Annotated in this window: 17 protein-coding genes; 2 read left to right on the top strand and 15 right to left on the bottom strand. The window is 65.7% G+C overall.

Features of this window, described 5'->3' with window-relative positions; all coding sequences use genetic code 11:
- Positions 1-20: 20 nt before the first annotated feature.
- From BP26_RS0117015 to BP26_RS27770, 4 genes are all read right to left on the bottom strand, one after another.
- Positions 21-206 carry a hypothetical protein gene (locus BP26_RS0117015; protein ID WP_029921769.1) on the bottom strand — a complete coding sequence of 62 codons (186 nt, stop codon included), beginning with the start codon at positions 204-206 and terminating at the stop codon, positions 21-23.
- Positions 203-1,360 carry a PepSY-associated TM helix domain-containing protein gene (locus tag BP26_RS0117010; RefSeq protein ID WP_029921768.1) on the bottom strand — a complete coding sequence of 386 codons (1,158 nt, stop codon included), beginning with the start codon at positions 1,358-1,360 and terminating at the stop codon, positions 203-205. Before BP26_RS0117010 ends, BP26_RS0117015 begins: the two co-directional genes overlap by 4 nt.
- A 33-nt stretch (positions 1,361-1,393) precedes the next feature.
- Positions 1,394-3,598, bottom strand: coding sequence for a TonB-dependent siderophore receptor (locus tag BP26_RS0117005; protein ID WP_169740734.1), 2,205 nt, complete (start codon positions 3,596-3,598; stop codon positions 1,394-1,396).
- Positions 3,599-3,782: 184 nt separating this feature from the next.
- Entirely contained in the window at positions 3,783-3,980 is a 198-nt protein-coding gene (locus BP26_RS27770; RefSeq protein ID WP_157572582.1) for a hypothetical protein, read from the bottom strand.
- Positions 3,981-4,123: 143 nt separating this feature from the next.
- Between BP26_RS27770 and BP26_RS0116995 the strand changes: the two genes are divergently transcribed.
- On the top strand, positions 4,124-4,699 hold the full coding sequence (locus BP26_RS0116995) for a methyltransferase family protein (RefSeq protein ID WP_036517223.1): 576 nt from the start codon (positions 4,124-4,126) through the stop codon (positions 4,697-4,699).
- An 8-nt stretch (positions 4,700-4,707) separates the two neighbouring features.
- Here the strand turns inward: BP26_RS0116995 and BP26_RS0116990 are convergent, their stop codons facing one another.
- The 7 genes from BP26_RS0116990 to BP26_RS27765 form a co-directional block, all read right to left on the bottom strand.
- Entirely contained in the window at positions 4,708-5,478 is a 771-nt protein-coding gene (locus tag BP26_RS0116990; RefSeq protein ID WP_029921764.1) for a GIN domain-containing protein, read from the bottom strand.
- A 175-nt stretch (positions 5,479-5,653) separates the two neighbouring features.
- Positions 5,654-5,956, bottom strand: a complete 303-nt coding sequence (locus BP26_RS0116985; protein WP_051749090.1) for a phage holin family protein — start codon at positions 5,954-5,956, stop codon at positions 5,654-5,656.
- Entirely contained in the window at positions 5,953-6,540 is a 588-nt protein-coding gene (locus BP26_RS0116980; protein ID WP_157572581.1) for a hypothetical protein, read from the bottom strand. Before BP26_RS0116980 ends, BP26_RS0116985 begins: the two co-directional genes overlap by 4 nt.
- Positions 6,541-6,554: 14 nt before the next feature.
- The gene (locus BP26_RS0116975) at positions 6,555-6,947 is read right to left on the bottom strand and encodes a D-Ala-D-Ala carboxypeptidase family metallohydrolase (RefSeq protein WP_029921761.1); all 393 of its coding nucleotides are present in this window, start codon (positions 6,945-6,947) and stop codon (positions 6,555-6,557) included.
- A 91-nt stretch (positions 6,948-7,038) separates the two neighbouring features.
- Positions 7,039-8,028, bottom strand: coding sequence for a hypothetical protein (locus tag BP26_RS0116970; RefSeq protein WP_051749089.1), 990 nt, complete (start codon positions 8,026-8,028; stop codon positions 7,039-7,041).
- Entirely contained in the window at positions 8,025-9,080 is a 1,056-nt protein-coding gene (locus BP26_RS0116965) for a hypothetical protein (RefSeq protein WP_029921759.1), read from the bottom strand. Before BP26_RS0116965 ends, BP26_RS0116970 begins: the two co-directional genes overlap by 4 nt.
- 179 nt (positions 9,081-9,259) lie before the next feature.
- Positions 9,260-10,018, bottom strand: coding sequence for a hypothetical protein (locus BP26_RS27765; RefSeq protein WP_051749088.1), 759 nt, complete (start codon positions 10,016-10,018; stop codon positions 9,260-9,262).
- Between the two features lie 216 nt (positions 10,019-10,234).
- On the opposite strand from BP26_RS27765, the gene BP26_RS27760 reads away from it, so the two are divergent.
- Complete coding sequence (locus BP26_RS27760) at positions 10,235-11,545, top strand: S1C family serine protease (protein WP_029921758.1); 1,311 nt, start codon at positions 10,235-10,237, stop codon at positions 11,543-11,545.
- A gap of 35 nt (positions 11,546-11,580) precedes the next feature.
- On the opposite strand, the gene BP26_RS29595 is transcribed toward BP26_RS27760, so the two are convergent.
- From BP26_RS29595 to BP26_RS26815, 4 genes are all read right to left on the bottom strand, one after another.
- Complete coding sequence (locus BP26_RS29595; RefSeq protein ID WP_157572580.1) at positions 11,581-12,363, bottom strand: hypothetical protein; 783 nt, start codon at positions 12,361-12,363, stop codon at positions 11,581-11,583.
- Positions 12,360-13,070, bottom strand: a complete 711-nt coding sequence (locus BP26_RS0116940; RefSeq protein WP_157572579.1) for a J domain-containing protein — start codon at positions 13,068-13,070, stop codon at positions 12,360-12,362. The genes BP26_RS29595 and BP26_RS0116940 overlap by 4 nt, the downstream gene beginning before the upstream one ends.
- 259 nt (positions 13,071-13,329) lie before the next feature.
- Positions 13,330-13,662, bottom strand: coding sequence for a hypothetical protein (locus BP26_RS0116935; protein WP_029921755.1), 333 nt, complete (start codon positions 13,660-13,662; stop codon positions 13,330-13,332).
- 3 nt (positions 13,663-13,665) lie between these two features.
- The coding region (locus BP26_RS26815) for a hypothetical protein (protein WP_036517222.1) at positions 13,666-15,165 on the bottom strand (1,500 nt) is incomplete at its 5' end.

The following is a 15,165-nucleotide window of genomic DNA, read 5'->3' as shown; positions in this document are numbered from 1 at the left end:
GCTGAAAGCGAAGATGTGCTCTACCGTTGCCGGTCTTGCGGCATCAGGCACCATCCCGCCACCAGCAGGGGCGAGCCCAGCGCGATCCACGACAACGGCCACCACCAGCCTTCACCGAGCAGCGCGGCGAGCAGGCCGAACAGGGTCAGCGTCGCCAGCAGCAGCGGCATGCTCCACACGCGCCTGAAACCGCCCGGCGCGCTCATGCGCTTTTCTCCGCCACGGCCACATCCGCCCAGGCGGTAACATCCTGCGGCGCGCTGCGGCGCCGCGCCAGCCACAGGTAGAGGCCGCTGCCGAGCACGGCGATGGTGACAAGATCGAGCAGCGCCCAGATCAGTTTCAGCGGCAGGCCGCCGTAGTCGCCGAAGTGCAACGGGCGCGACAGCTTCAGGGCGCGGATATAATTCGGCGCGGCGGCGGTCTGCCGCCGGCCGTTGAGCACGTCGACCAGCACCGGCGTCAGCAGCTTGGATGTCAGCGGCGTGCGGCCCTTGGTCCAGATCAGGTAGTGCCAGGGGCTGCCGAGGTTGGCGGTGGGGAAGGTGATGCTGGTGACTTCGTTCTCCGGCAGCGCGGCGCGGGCGGATTCGACCGCTTTCTGGAGCGAGCCGAACTGTTCCTGCATCGGCGCCGCCTGGCCCCTGTAAGGCGCCACCAGCGGCGGCAGGGTGCGCATCGCCCACAGGCCGAACAGCGGCGTGGCCAGGGTATTCATCACGCCGGTGAGGCCGACCACCAGGGCCCAGGCCACGGTGACGATGCCCAGCAGATTGTGCAGGTCCAGCCACTTCAGGCGCGGCGACCTGTCGCGGCGCACGACGCCGAATGCCTGCTTGCGCATGAATGGCCCGTACACCACCACGCCGGAGACGATGGCGACGGCGAAGAGCAGGCCCATCAGGCCGAGGAACAATTCGCCCGGCAGGCCGGCGAACATGCGCACGTGCAGCTCGAAGACGAAGGCGATGAAGCCGCCGGCCGGCCGGTCCTCGCCGAGCAGTTGCCCGGTGCGCGCATCCACCGCCATGAAGTGCGCCCTGCTGAAATCATCGCTGTCGGCGTCCGTGGTGAAGGCCAGCGACAGCACGTGAGGCCGCTCGTCGTCCCAGTCGAGGAAGCGCAGGTATTCGCCCCGTCGGTACTGCCGCGCCTGCGCCACGATGGCATCCAGATCCTCGTCCGGCACGCTGGCCGGCAGGTCCAGTGCCTGCGCCTCGGGGTTGAGCCAGCCGTCGATCTCGTCGTGGAAGATCAGCGGCAGGCCGGTGAGGCACAGCATCAGCAGGAAGGCGGTGCACACCAGGCTGGTCCATTTGTGGACCTGGTACCAGGCGCGGATCTGGCGGGTGTTCAGCATGGCTACATCCCGTTCGCGTGTGGAGGGCGGCGCTTACCAGGCATAGGTCACCGCGCCGCGGATGGTGCGCGGATCGCCGTAGCTGCACAGTTGCGAGCCGCAGTTGGAGAGATAGGTGCGGTTGAAGGCGTTGGCCAGGTTCACCGACAGGCGCCAGCGGCGCCAGTCGTAGTGCACCGCGGTATCGAGCAAGGTGACCGAAGGCGTGGTGTAGGTGCTGGTGTAGTCGAGCACCGAGCCGACGTAGCGCACGCCGGCGGCGAAGCCCAGGCCCGGCACCAGCGCCGGCAGCCTGTAGTCGGCCCACAGCGAGGCGCTGTTGCGCGGCACGTTCTGCGGGCGCTTGCCCAGGTTGAGGTCGCTGGATTCGGTGATCTTGGCGTCGAGATAGGTGTAGGCCGCGATCAGGTCGAGAGCGCGGAACAACCGCGCCGTGCTTTCCACTTCGAACCCGCGCGAGCGGATTTCACCGGCCTGGGTCTGCTCGCCGGGATTCTGCGCATCGGCCTGCGTCACGTTCTTGTTGTGGATGGTGAAAGCGGACGCGGTCACCGAGACCTTGCCGTTCTGCGGCTGCCAGCGCAGTCCGGTTTCGAAGTTGCGGCCTTCGGTGGGCTTGAAGGGAGCGCCGGTGCTGGTGACGGTACCCGGTGTGGGCTGGAACGAGGTGGCGTAGCTGATGTAGGGATTCAAACCATGGTCGCCGAGATAGGCCGCGCCGGCACGGTAGGTCCACTGGTGATCGTTCAAACGGGAATTGGTACCGGCGAGGTTGTCCTGGTACTGGTACGGCGCCCAGTCGCGGCGCAGGCTGAGCAGGCCGACCCAGCGCCGGTCGTACCTGGTCTGCGCCTGGCCGTAGAAGCCGACCTGCGTGCCGCGGGTGATGACGTTCATATTCTGCGTATCGGCTTCCGGCGGCGGCGGGCTGGCGTCCAGGTTGCGGATGTCCGCGGTGGCCGCCGGCCCTTTCAGCCCGACGTAGTGGTTCCACAGGTTCTGGTAGTCGACGCCGGCGATGGCCGTGTTCTGGAACTTGCCCCAGCTCCATTTCGCCTGGCCGTGCGTATCGACCACGGCGCTGTTGAGCTGCTCGTCGTAGTGGATCGCCTGGCGCGTCAGGATGTAGGGATAGTTGGCGATACCCGCCGCATCCGTCGTTGCCGGAAAGACCACGCCGACGAGACCGGTGTATTTGTAGAAACCGCCGGTGTGGTTCAGCCGCACGCCCTGGTGCAAGGACCACACATCGTCGATGCGCTGGTCGAGCAGGTAGCCGATGGACGAGGAGGCGCGTTCCAGGTCGTTGCCCGGCACGCCGAAATTCGTGCCTGGCGGAACCGGATTGATCGGATCGGATTTCCCGTAGAGCTGCCGACCCACCGCCAGCAGGGTCTGCTGCAAGGCCGGCGAATACGTGCCGGAGTTGATGCCGCTGGTATCGTCGTCCTGGTAGTTGCCGAGGAAGGTGATGCGGGTGCCGTCGAAGGGCATCCAGGTCAGGGCCGGGGCGACGAACAGGCGGTTGTTGCCGGCGCCTTCCGCCTGTGTACCGCTGAGCCTGCCCAGCGCGCTGAGGCGGTAGGACAGGCGGCCGTCGCCGGTGATCGGGCCGGCGCTGTCGGCGTAGGCCTCGCGCAGGTCGTAGTTGCCGAACATCAGGCCGGCATTGCCGCTGCGGGCCTGCGTCGGCAGCTTGCTGTCGATGTTGACCAGGCCGCCGGGGCTGCCCTGCCCGTACAGCACCGACGAGGGGCCGCGCACGATCTCCACGCTCTCGAAGCCGTAAGGGTCCGGGGCCGGCTGCATGAAGTAGCCGCTGACCAGGCGCAGACCGTCCTGGAAGGTGTAGCCGTTGGCGGAGAAGCCGCGGATGCTGTACCAGTTGTAGCGGTTGTCGCTGCCGTAGGGCTGGGTGTTGACGCCGGCGGTATAACGCAACGCCTCGGACAGGCTCACCACCTGCTGCGCATCGAGCTGCTCGCGCGTCACCACGGAGATGGACTGCGGCGTTTCCGCCAGCGGCGTATCGGTCTTGGTGGCGGCCCTGGCTTCGTCGGAGACGTAGCCCTGCGCCTGCCCCTTCACCATCACCGCGTCGAGCTTCGTCGCGCCGGAGGAGGTGGCGGCAGTGGAGACATCGGCGGCACTTGCCGTGTCCTGCGCGGCGGCGATCCCGGCCGGTATCTGGAAGAGCGCCGCGGTGAAGGTGACAACCAGTGGATGCCGGACGCGCATCCGGCTGCGGCCGGACCCGGCCCTGAAGTACCGCGACATATGTTTCCCTTCCGGCACCGGCCGGGACGATCGTTGGATGCGTTCGATCGCCCTTGCTGGCTGCCATCAGGTGGCTGGCTAGGCGCTCCCCGGGGCGCTGATCCCCGGTGTATTGCCGCGGCCCGCCCGGTAATGACGGGGCGCTTCAATAATGATAATTATTCTCATTAATGAGCGTCCGGTCAAGTACCGCAATCACGCGGAGACCAGCCGCGCCGCCACCCTGCTCGCTCTCCCAGCCCATGGACATATTGCGCGTCCACGCTTCGTCATGCATCGCATCCATGGTCAGCACCATGCGCACGTCCCTGGCGCCGGCGTGGAACTCCACCAGCATCGCCACATCGTAGGGCGCCACGCCCGGAATGAAATCGGCAAGCCGGGTGGAGGATGTTGCGCCTGCTCCCGAAGGGGTGACTTTATTCAGGCTTCCGCTGCAGGCCGCTTGGGCCGAAACTACAGGCCTAACGCAGCGAGGGAGAAACCATGCACCCCGGAATCGCGATCATTAGCCTGTGGCTGCTGTGGGGCGTGTCGTGGCTCGCCGCCTCGCAGTGGAGCAACAGCACGGAGAAGCGCCCCGGCCTGGGCGCCGAGGCCGGCTACCGCATCGTGCAGCTGCTCGGCATCGTCCTGTTCTTCATCCCCGCGCACGGCTACGAAGGCGTGCTGCGCCTGTGGCATGTGGGCTGGATCGGCGCCTGGCTCTGCGTCGCGCTGATCGCGCTCGGCTTCGCCTTCTGCTGGTGGGCGCGCCTGCATCTGGGCCGGCTGTGGTCCGGCATGGTCACGCGCAAAGCCGACCACAAGGTGATCGACACCGGCCCTTACGCCCTGGTGCGCCACCCCATCTACACCGGCATCCTGCTTGCCGTAGTCGCCACCATGGCAGCGAAAAGCACCGTCTTCGCCATCGCCGGCGCGCTGCTCATCGGCATCGGCATCTGGATGAAGGCGCGGCTGGAGGAGCGCTGGCTGAGCCAGGAGCTGGGCACGGGTGCGTACGAAGAATACCGCCGACGGGTGCCGATGCTGCTGCCGTTCGGGCCGAAGGGCGGCTAGCCGCCGCCCTATCCCGGCGGCGGAGACTCATCCGCCGTCCCCGCGTGGATCATGCCCAGGCCGGAGACACGCTTGACCACCGTGGGCGGATTGCCGAGATAGATCACGCGGCCGATGCCTTCCACCCGCGCGGTCACCGCATCCTGCGCACGCACCGTCGCCGAGCCGGCACCGCCGATGGTGACGTCGACCGACTTCGCCTGGAGCGCGGACGTATCCACCTTGGCCGCTCCCTTCACGTCCAGCGTCAACGCGTCCACGGCACCATCCGCCACCAGCACGCCGGCCCCTTTCACCTCGAAGGTGAACTGCGCGCCCTTGAGCTGGTGCAGCACGAAGCGCCCCGCGCCCAGCACGCGCAATGCGGTCAGCGCGGGCACGGCAATGGTGATGTGCGGAGTCGGCCCGTCATGCCCGATCGAGAAATGCACATGGGTTCCGGCGTCGCCTTTCCAATCGCCCCTGCCGTCTCCGGCGTCCACCATCAGGGTGTGCCCCTCGACACGGGTCTCCAGCTGCGACAACGTATGCGCGTCCGCTTCCACCGTCACCGTCTGCGGCCCGCCCACCGTCACCTCGATATCCGCCTTGCTGCGCAGCTCGATGGCGTCGAACGCCTCCAGGTTCCGCACCTGCTTCACCGGCGGCCCGCGATCGGCATCGGCACTTCCGCCATGCCGCCAGCCCAGCGTACGGCTGCCGAACTCCAGCAGCAGGGCCAGCGCCACGCCACCGGCGATGATGAAGGCCAGCACTTTCACGATCTGCGATGCGCGCATTACAGCTCCCGGGGCCAATCCCGTATCGGTCATGCATTTAGATGCCGCGAACCGGCCCCTGGATTTTCAGCCCCCGGGCCGATCCGCGGATATCCCGCATCCTAGCCCGTTCCGAGCCCCGAAACGCCGCACCGGTTCCCCCGCCCGATTATCGGCATCGACAACGCGATCACTCCTAATTCCCCCGCTTCGCCGCCGCATCCAGCATCGCCACCAGCATCCGCTCCAGCACGGTGATGATGCTGCTCCCCGCGTGCCCGGCGATGCCGGCCCCGGCGCTGGCGAGTTCCGGGCTCAGCCCGCACTCGCGCAGCAGCGTGAACACCACCACCCCGGCGAAGGCCGAGATGGTGAGCTTGGCGCAGAGCCGCCACCAGGCGAATTTCTCGCCCGCCAGAAGGTCCCGCATGTAAGCGGCCACGCCCCCGAGCAGCGCGAGGAAGCCCACGGTGAGCCAGGTGGAGAGCGAGTCCTTCATGCGCCATCCTTGGCCGGCTGGCCGCCGGCCAGCAGCTCGGTCTTGCGATCGCTGCCGGCGGAGCCGCCGAAGTAGTAGTACAGCACCGCCAGCAGGGCCGAATCCAGGGTGCCGAGCACGCGGCCGGCCAATACCTCGCTGCCGGCGGGGATGACGTGGCTCAGAGCGAAGCCCTCACCGAGGAAGGCCCCCAAAATGACCAGGGCGGCGATGATCCTGGGCGTCCAGATGTCCCTGGTCTGTACAGCCATATTGCGGGCGGAGACGCGGTCGTCGATCTGCTGCTGGCCGCGCTTGGTGTCTTCCTGCGCGAGGGCGACGGCCTGCTGGGCGATGATCTGCTGAAGCTGGATCTTGGTGTTGCTCTGCACTTCCAACAGCTTCTCGGCCGCGGCCGGATCGGTCTGCACCGCTTGCAGCACCGCGTCCGGACTGGTGCCGTCCACGCCCAGCGCATGACCGACCAGCGCACCGATGCCGGCCACCGCCGCCCCCACGGGCGCGCCCACGCCGGTGGCGCTCAGCGCCGCGCCCAGCAGCGTGAGACCGTTCGGCAACGCACTCTCGATATCTTTCCATTGCATGTTCGAATCCCCCTTCAAGGAATGAATACACGGTGGCCGCTGACGGGCGGCAGGATTTGCAGATGGCACCAGCCGGGCGTGGAGCCGGGTGATTCCTGCCATAGGCCGATGCGCTCCAGCACCTCGGGATGCTCCAGGCACCAGCGGTCGATGAGGCCGCCCGGATCGAGCAGGTCGCAGGCCAGCGCCTGCATGTGCTTGGAATGCGGCGCCGCGCCCTTGGTGGCGCCGTTCACCGAGGGCGGGCGCCAGCCGGAATTGACGTGGCCGTCGAAGCCGCCGGCTTGCAGGAACGCATTGATGTGCTCGACGGTGCGCTGCGCATTGGCCGCCACCTCGGCCGTGTAGTCCGCCGCATAGGACTGGTCCCGTCCCATCAGGTACTCGTGGATGTTGATGAGTCGCATGTAACTCTCCCTGGAAAAGCTTGCCGCCGAAAATGAAAAAGCCCGCAATGGCGGGCTCCGGTCTATGTGCTTGCTGGGCTTGCGCCCATGCTCAATCGAAACTGAAAATCCGGATCTCCCCGTCCCCACCATTGCCACCGGCGCCGCTGCTCGAAGCGGTGTTGCCCGTGCCGATACCACCACCACCGCCACCGCCCGGCGAACCGCCCGCGCCGCCCGCCAGCCCGCTGCCCAGGGTGCTGCCCTGGATCTGGCTGGCACCGCTGCCGCCACCGCCGAAGCCGTAGTTGATGCTCTGCTTGTTCTGCCCGTTGTTGCCGGCCTGACCGCTGCCCGGCGCCGCACCACCGCTGGCCTGCTGGCCCTGGGTATAGCCATTGCCACCGGCGCCGCCGAAGGAACCGTTGCCGAGCAGGCCCGCGGTACCGCCGCCACCGCCACCGCCGCCAGGCCCATTCATCGAGGAACTGCCGGCGCCGCTGCTGGCGCCCGCGCCGGTAACGGTGCCGCCGCCCTGCGCCGGATCCTTGTAGGTGTTGCCGCCCTGCTGGCTGGCCTGTGCCGACTGCGCACCGCCCACGCCGCCGAGCCCTCCGCTGCCGCCCGCCGCGCTGAGGTAGGTGCCGAAGCTGGTCGCGCCCGGCGTGGCACCGGCATTGCCGTTGCTGCTGCTGGTCATCGCCGCGCCGCCGGCACCGCCGCCCGGCACATTGCAGCTCACCGTCGCGGGCAGATCGGTGGCAAGGAAGGTCTGCGTGACGACGCAGCCCGGATTACCGCCGCAACCGCCGCTGGGTGCGCTGGTCGCCGCCAGTCTTGCGCCGGAGCCGCCCCCGCCACCGGCGCCGATGCACAACACCACCACACTCTGCGCCCACGCCGGCTTGCTCCAGGTCTGCCCCAGGCCGGGGCCGAGGATGTCCAGTTGCGTGCGACGTTGCGAAAGGGTTTGCCAGGCGCCATTGATGAAATGTCTCAGGGCACCCAGTGTGGTGTTGGCATACATATCCCCTTCGCGCGGACTCGCCGGATCCGCCGCCAGCTCCACCAGGTTGAGCGTGGAATAGAAGCGGCGGCTCATCCCTCCACCACCGCCTTCACGCCGTTGTTGGGAAAGGCCAGGGCCGAGCTGATGGTCACCGCGTTGGCGCTGGCGCTGACCACGTCCGCCTCGATCTGCTCGCCGCTGGAGACGAGATACAGCGCCACAGTGGGATAGGCATTGTTGAGGTTGTGCGTCACGCTGAAGCTGAGCGAAGTACCGTCGCCGATGGTGGCCGAGTACAGGCCGGCGGCGCCGAGGTTGGCGCGCGCCCCCGCCGCCGTGGTGGCGCCGCTGCCGCCGTTGGCCAGCGTCACCGGCGTGCTCAGCGAGAACTGCGTGCCGGACAAGGTCAGCCCATTCCCCGCTGAATAAACTGAACCGACCGTGGAGAAGGTCAGCGCGCTGGTACCAACGGTGAAGGGGCTGGGCGCCAGGGACAGGAACACCACGCCGTTGTTCACCGCACCGGCGGTGGCGCCGCTGGGCGACTGCACCGGCACCAGGATGCCCGGCCCCAGCTCGCTGGCCTGGTCCATGTCCACCGCGCGGGTCAGCACCCAGGGATGCGTGCCGTCACCGGCCTGCGCCACGGTGTAGATGCCGTTGTTGGCGGCGCTGGTTTCGTTCTTGACCAGGATGCGCTGGCCGGTGATGACGTTGGCGCCGTCGACGGTCAGCGCCGCGTTGGCGGCGGCGGTGAGCGTGGCGCCCACGCCGGCCGAACCGTTGGCGTAGGTATTCGCCGGCAGCGCCGCGGCGGTGGCATACGCCACCTCGGCGCGGTCGGACAGCGCCGTGATCATGGTCTGCAACGTGCGCAGGTTCACCGCGTCCTGCGGATTCACCGGGTCGGCCAGGTTGGTGATGTTCTGGTTGTTCAGGCTCACCGCCGCCAGCGCCGCGCTGATCTGGTCCAGCGTGCCCAGCTGTACCCAGGCCGTGCCGTTGTGGAAATGCACGGTGTGGCTGGCGCTGTTGTAGTAGATCTGCGACTCCTTCGCCGAAGGATCGCTCGCCAGGTTCTGCAACAACAGGTTCAGCACCTGCTGCAGCTGCATGTCGATGGGGGTATAAAACTTCTTGCTCATGGTGACTCCGTTGGACTAAGAATTGAAGTGAATCGGTAAAACCTTGCAGCGGCGCCCAGCCCCGTTCGTCCCGAGTGGCGTTGCCTAGCAACGCTGTATCGAGGGGCCGGCACCGGGTCAGCCTGTTGATGCACCTGTTGCGCGTGCTCGTAGCGGATAGGCGCTAGCGACAACGCCCGCTAGTTCAGAAACGCCTGCCCCGAAACCGCATAAGCGAAATCGATGCGCAGGCTGCCGGCGGACAGGTACACCACGTCCGCCTCCACCTCGTCGCCGGACGAATCCAGGATCACCACGGCGGGATAGCGGTTCAGCCCGTGGTCGATCTCCCAGCTCGTCGCCGGGCTCTGCTGCTGGAAGGCCAGCGTGTGCGGCCCATCGCCGCCGGCGCCGGAGATGCCCACCCGCAGCGCAATGGCGGACACCGCCCAGCCCACCACCAGCGGATACCCGGCCAGCGGCAGCACCTGGGTCAGCGCACCGGCCGCCCCCAGGTAAACCGGTTGCCGCGGCGTCCAGCTCCAGACCGAATTGCTCAGGTCTTCGCCGTTGCGGGCCAGCGACACGCTCTGCCCCGCCGCCGCCACCGCCCGCGTCAACCCCGCCAGCGGCACGCAGGTCTCGAGCGCCGCGTTGTCCGCCGGCGCCAGCACGCCGGCCGCCACCTCGTACACCGCGCAGTACGCCGGCAGGGTCTGCCCCGCCTTGTAGACGGCCGCGCCCGCATCGATCCCATCCACCTGCGCCTGTAGCGCCGCCAGCTGCGCCTGCAAAGCCTGCACCTGCGCCGCCAGCGAGCCTGATACGCCACCACCGGTGCTGGTGCCGGCCTTCTTCTGCAAGGCCTGGATCGCTCCCGCGATCGACTTGATCGAGGTCTCGAGCTGCGGATGCAGCTTCGCCAGGCCGCTTGGAATAAGGACTGCCGGATCACCCATGAGCGCCTGAAACCTCCCTGCTGTTCTGAAAATCCATCCCGTGGTGCGGCCCGCGGCTTCCCGCGGCCGGCCGTTACGTGCGGTACCTCACACTTCGCGTGCGAACCGACCGCGGCTGCGGCTATCATTCAATGCACGCGGTTGAAGACAAGGCGCCCGGCATGGGGCAAGGCGCCGCTACACAGCCGCGCTCGAGCGGGTACCAGGGGAACCGTGATGAAGCGCTTACTGCCGGCCTTGGCCGCCGCCTTGCTGCTGCAAGCCTGCGGCTCGATGCGCACCTTTCCCGAAGTGGAAGCGCGCGAACCCGTCCCGGCGCAGCAGGCTACGCGCCCGCTGATGCTGAGCAAGGTGGTGGTCGGCTTCGATCCCTCCAGCGCCGTCGCCCGCGAAATGACGGGCGCCCAGTGCGGCAACACCAGGGCGGTCGGCTGGGACAACCAGCTCGTCGCCGAGCTCAAGCACAGCGTGGCCGAGCGCTTCAACAAGGAATTCCGGGACGCCCATTACAGGATCGTCGGCGGCGGCGACGACCTGTTCGAAGACGGCGGCGCCGCCAAGGCCGAATTCCAGGCCGGCGCCATCGTCGAATTCCTCTCCACCGACTACTGCTACCCCTGGGCCGGCGTCGGCGTGCACGGCGACATCAAGGGCACCGCCTACGCCCGCATCCGCTGGCAGTTCTACGACGTGCTGGAGCAGAAGACCGTCTACAAGGTCGTCACCGAGGGCCGCTACGAAATCACCCATACCGAAAAGAAGGGCTGGGGTGTATTCCTTGTCCACGCGCTGGACCTGGCCGTGCGCAACCTGCTCGCCGACCCGCAACTGGCAACCATCCTCAGCAGCGAGCCGCAACTCGGCGCTCCCGCCGCCCCCATGAGCCAGGCCAGCACGGCGACCGCCGCCAGCTCGCCGCCACCGCCTTCCGCCGATACCACCCCGCTCACCATCACCGCCGCCCTACCCACCACCGGCCTTGAAGCGCCGCGCGCCGCCACCGTCATCGTCTACGTCGCCGGCGCGTTTGGTAGCGGAGTCATCATCAGTCCCGACGGCTACATCCTCACCAACTACCACGTGGTGGAAGGTGCCGAACGCGTCCGCGTCAAACTGGCCGACAATCGCCAGCTGCTCGCCCAGGTGCTGCGCCGCAATGCGCGGCGCGATGTCGCCCTGCTCAAGCTGGAAGGCAGCGGTTATCCCGCCGCCGCCTTGCACCTGCCGCCGGACGTGCAGATTGGCGACGAAGTCTTCGCCATCGGCGCTCCTCTGGAGGAGCAGAACGCCCTCACCGTCACCCGCGGCATCGTCAGTGCCTTCCGCAAGAATGGCGGTTATCCGCTCATCCAGAGTGATGTCTCTGTCCAACACGGAAATTCCGGCGGTCCACTGGTGGATCGCAATGGAAAAGTGATTGCGCTATGTGAGTCGGGGGCTACGAGCGCAGTCGACAGGAGCGAAGGTATCAATTACTTCATTCCAATCGACGAAGCGGTCAATTACTTACACATCCAGATGCAATAGCACCAGCCATCCATTACGCAAACTAAGCGACGCCGCTAAAACATATCCCGGGAAATGCTCTTCGTGTCGAGGTTTCCCTCTTTCTGGGGAATCAGGCTCATATCGTAGTACGTGCCGTCCTGCCGCAAATCCAGCTGCGCCTCTGCTTCCGAAAAAGCCGTGGCATCGCCGAAATAGAGCGAACCGCCGTACCAGTCGCGTCCACTGGCGGAGCGCACCACGAATGTCCCCGCCGGCAAGGGGATCTTCAATTTGCCGCCCGCGCGGATGAAACGCTCGGCCACGATGGCGTTGTCCTTCACCCGGTATATGCGCACCAGCGTATTCGCATAGGGCCCGTCCTGAATCTTGATCTCGATCCAGTGGTCCGTCCGCGTACGCAGATACGTCTTCCCCGTGCCGGTTTCCGGCAGCGGCAAAGGTGGCGATGAGGGTGAGGGTGACGATGATGGTGGCCGGACCAGGTACTGGGGCAATGGCGCCGATTGCGGCGCTGCCTGCACGGGATCATCAGGGACGGCCGGTACCGGTTTTGGCGGCGGCCGATCTGCGTCCGCAAAGGTCGATTTTTCCCTGGTCCCGGCCAAGCCCTCCAGATACCTCAGCCCTGGGTGGATATCCGCTATACCTAACCCCGCCAGTACAACCACCACGCCCAGCGCGATCCAGGCCTTGTTGAGCCAGGCGCCACGTAGCAACGGGTTCAACAGCGGTTCCGGCAAACGCATCCGGCAACGGCCGCATAGAGGCGCCATGCGAAACGAATGCGCCTCGATCCGGTTCAATGTGCCGCATTCGGAACACTTGAGCTGCTTCATGCCGGCACCCGCATCCGGTCATACAGCCAGCGATAAGCCAGATTGATCCGCTTCGACATCTCCTCAGCGTGACTGCGAACCTCGGGCTTGTCCTGCGCGAAGCGGTCCGGATGAAAGGCGGCGATCCGCTTGCGATACGCCGCCTTCAATTCTTCCTGCGAAGCCGGCATCTGCGCCAGGCCGAGCAGGCGCAGAAAAGCCGCCGACGGATCGACGCGCGGCGGCGCCCCGCCCCCCGCGTTCTGACCAGCGCCCGCTTGCGAACCAGCCTGTTGCCGCGCCTGCTCCTCCTCGGGGAAGCGGAAAGGCTTGGCTATTCCTTCCTTCTGCGCGATGTTGTTGGCAAAACGAAACAGGAAATCACGCCGCACATCCGGATCCGTGGTGCGCAGCGAGGGCAACCGGTACCAGCGACCATTCAGCGAACCATCAAAAAGGAAAGCAGCCTTGGCCGCCTCGGACACCGTGACCTGGGTCCTGAGGTTCAAACGGATGTAAAGCAGGTCCGGTAGCCACGGCGGCAGCAGTGTCAGCAACAGCAGGAAATACACCAGTGCCCAGACCAGAAAGTACAGAAACGATAACCCGTTTTCCACAGATGGTGGCACCCTGAGCACCATCACCATCTGATCCAAATAGGGCGAAAGGAAAGCCCCTAGCCCGATAGTTAGCGACAGACTCGCCACGAACGACAACAGCTTCCACAACAGATTATATGCGTGCGTCCACCGAATCACGGCCGGCTCCCCGAATCATGGACGGGATCGAACCCTGCGTCCCGTACCCCCAAAGCAATTGTAGAGAACAATCGACAGCCAGTCCGGGCGAAATGTGATCCAGTTGGCAGTCGAGGGCACTCCTCGAAACAACATCGCTTTGAATTTATTCCCGCGCCCCCGCTTTTGACCTCATCGAAGCCCCTTTGGTCCTTGCTTAAATTGCCTTATATACGAAGAAATAAGCGCGTTATCGAGATTTTATGTTTGGTTCGATATCTGGAAAATTCTGATCGACAAATATCCGCGCGAATTCCTCCGGAATCACCGACTCGCCACGAGCATGCGCATCTGCAAGAAAGCGCTTCCAGATCGCCTCAATTTTCCCCGGCAAGGTATCCGGAAATTCCATTTGCTTGGTCAGAATTTCCAACCAATTACCTTCGCGCCCAAAAGCCCTGCTGAGATGTTGCTCCATGTTACGCAATCTCTCTTGCTGCTCCTCGTGCAACATTCCGATCGCGTGAAGTACGTAGCATTCCAGCAACCCAACTAACGGCCTGCCCTCGTATCGATCTTCCATAGCTCACTTCTTTTTTGACTTGTTCGGCGGAGCCCCAGACGGGATCGCCCATTCTGAATAGCCACCCCTCGCACCTTTATCCGGATGTAGCGTTCTCCACCAACTTGACTTCGGTGTGTGCTGATAATCCGGAACGAGCCGCATCACTCCCTTTCTGCCAGAAGTTGTTGAGGTAGAAGCATGCTCCCAAATCCATCCTTCGGGTGTCTTTCTCCTCCCTTCCGGGGAAACGGACTCGCGAATATCCGGGATCAAAGCTTCCAAGTGTTTCTCGGGGGCACCGGATTGCTGCAAATAATCATCCAAAGCCTTATTGGCAATAAGTTTATGTACTTTCCTGCTCTTTCCATAGTCTGCCGGATCGAGCTGAACCTCGTGCAGCACACTATACGCCGTCGGATTTTTCGCAAGCTCCTTCGTCCATGATTCTATGATAGGCCAAGTAGATGATCGGGCCTCAGCCGTAGCCGCTTCCGTGCTTCCAGTTATGCCGCTTTGATCTTTCCCCTCAGAAACAATTCGCCCCTCACTAGGAGGGGCGTTGTCCTGCATCTCGCTCTGCTCATCCGGTGGCGGCCGGTCCCGTCCAGGCGGTGTATCCGCGGCCCTGCTAAATCGCACCTCCGCCTGCCGATTCCTGAACCGCTCCCGCAACTGCTGCTGCGATAGCGCCGGTTCGGCATCCAGCCGCTCCTGCAAACGGCGCCTGCCCAGATTGCTGGCCATGCGCTCCGCGCGCATCCGCGCCAACTCGAAGGTACTGCCCCGCTTCAGCACCTTGCCGCTATGCGGATCCATCACCGCATAGCCGCCATCGCCATCCCGCCCGGTAACGGTCTCGATGCTGTCCAGCAGCTTGCCGTGCACCGGCTGGTCGTAGCGCTTGCCCTCCCGGTCCAGCACGAAGCGCGGATCGGCCGGCGCATCGCGCCGCATGCCCAGCTCGCCGCTGTCGATATACGGCTCCGCCGTCACATCCGGCGTAGTGCTGCCCTCGGCGCGGGCACGGTGCGCCGCATGGTCGATATACGGCTGCTGGAAGGCCTCCACCGCATTCGGGTCGAAGCCCATCTGCCGCATCCGCGCATGCTCCACCTCGGTGGCGGCGCGATGCGCTTCCGGATAGGTGTGCCCCGCATCGAGCAGCGCCTTCTCCACCCGCTCGTGGTAGTCGCGCGACTCGCGCAGATCGAAGCGCCGGCCCCGTGCATCGTCATACCAGCGCGGCATCGCCGCATCGTGCACCGACGTGCGGCCGTCTTCCGACATGCCCGCCGCCAGCCCCACGTCGTCGCCTTCGCGGATCGGCAAGCCGTCGCGGTTGGCGGCCTGGGCGACCCTGTCCGGCCCGGGTACTTTGCCCGCCGCTGGTTCAGGCGTATCATTCGCACCGCTGGTCTGGTCCGCAAGAGCATCCGACCTGGGGTTCAACACCTGCTTCGCAGGTTCATCCCTACGAGCGTTCTGGGCGGACCGGTCCGTTGAAGGCCGGGTAGTGGCGGT

The organism is Nevskia soli DSM 19509 (assembly GCF_000711955.1).
GTDB classification, from domain to species: domain Bacteria; phylum Pseudomonadota; class Gammaproteobacteria; order Nevskiales; family Nevskiaceae; genus Nevskia; species Nevskia soli.
This window is presented reverse-complemented; position numbering and strand designations above follow the sequence as displayed.

Bases quoted from the DNA above. Each gene is read 5' to 3' on its own strand.
- BP26_RS0117015 (WP_029921769.1), bottom strand. From the start codon at position 206: ATGAGCGCGCCGGGCGGTTTCAGGCGCGTGTGGAGCATGCCGCTGCTG.
- BP26_RS0117010 (WP_029921768.1), bottom strand. From the start codon at position 1,360: ATGCTGAACACCCGCCAGATCCGCGCCTGGTACCAGGTCCACAAATGG.
- BP26_RS0117005 (WP_169740734.1), bottom strand. From the start codon at position 3,598: ATGCGCGTCCGGCATCCACTGGTTGTCACCTTCACCGCGGCGCTCTTC.
- BP26_RS0116995 (WP_036517223.1), top strand. From the start codon at position 4,124: ATGCACCCCGGAATCGCGATCATTAGCCTGTGGCTGCTGTGGGGCGTG.
- BP26_RS0116990 (WP_029921764.1), bottom strand. From the start codon at position 5,478: ATGCGCGCATCGCAGATCGTGAAAGTGCTGGCCTTCATCATCGCCGGT.
- BP26_RS0116985 (WP_051749090.1), bottom strand. From the start codon at position 5,956: ATGAAGGACTCGCTCTCCACCTGGCTCACCGTGGGCTTCCTCGCGCTG.
- BP26_RS0116980 (WP_157572581.1), bottom strand. From the start codon at position 6,540: ATGCAATGGAAAGATATCGAGAGTGCGTTGCCGAACGGTCTCACGCTG.
- BP26_RS0116975 (WP_029921761.1), bottom strand. From the start codon at position 6,947: ATGCGACTCATCAACATCCACGAGTACCTGATGGGACGGGACCAGTCC.
- BP26_RS0116970 (WP_051749089.1), bottom strand. From the start codon at position 8,028: ATGAGCCGCCGCTTCTATTCCACGCTCAACCTGGTGGAGCTGGCGGCG.
- BP26_RS0116965 (WP_029921759.1), bottom strand. From the start codon at position 9,080: ATGAGCAAGAAGTTTTATACCCCCATCGACATGCAGCTGCAGCAGGTG.
- BP26_RS27765 (WP_051749088.1), bottom strand. From the start codon at position 10,018: ATGGGTGATCCGGCAGTCCTTATTCCAAGCGGCCTGGCGAAGCTGCAT.
- BP26_RS27760 (WP_029921758.1), top strand. From the start codon at position 10,235: ATGAAGCGCTTACTGCCGGCCTTGGCCGCCGCCTTGCTGCTGCAAGCC.
- BP26_RS29595 (WP_157572580.1), bottom strand. From the start codon at position 12,363: ATGAAGCAGCTCAAGTGTTCCGAATGCGGCACATTGAACCGGATCGAG.
- BP26_RS0116935 (WP_029921755.1), bottom strand. From the start codon at position 13,662: ATGGAAGATCGATACGAGGGCAGGCCGTTAGTTGGGTTGCTGGAATGC.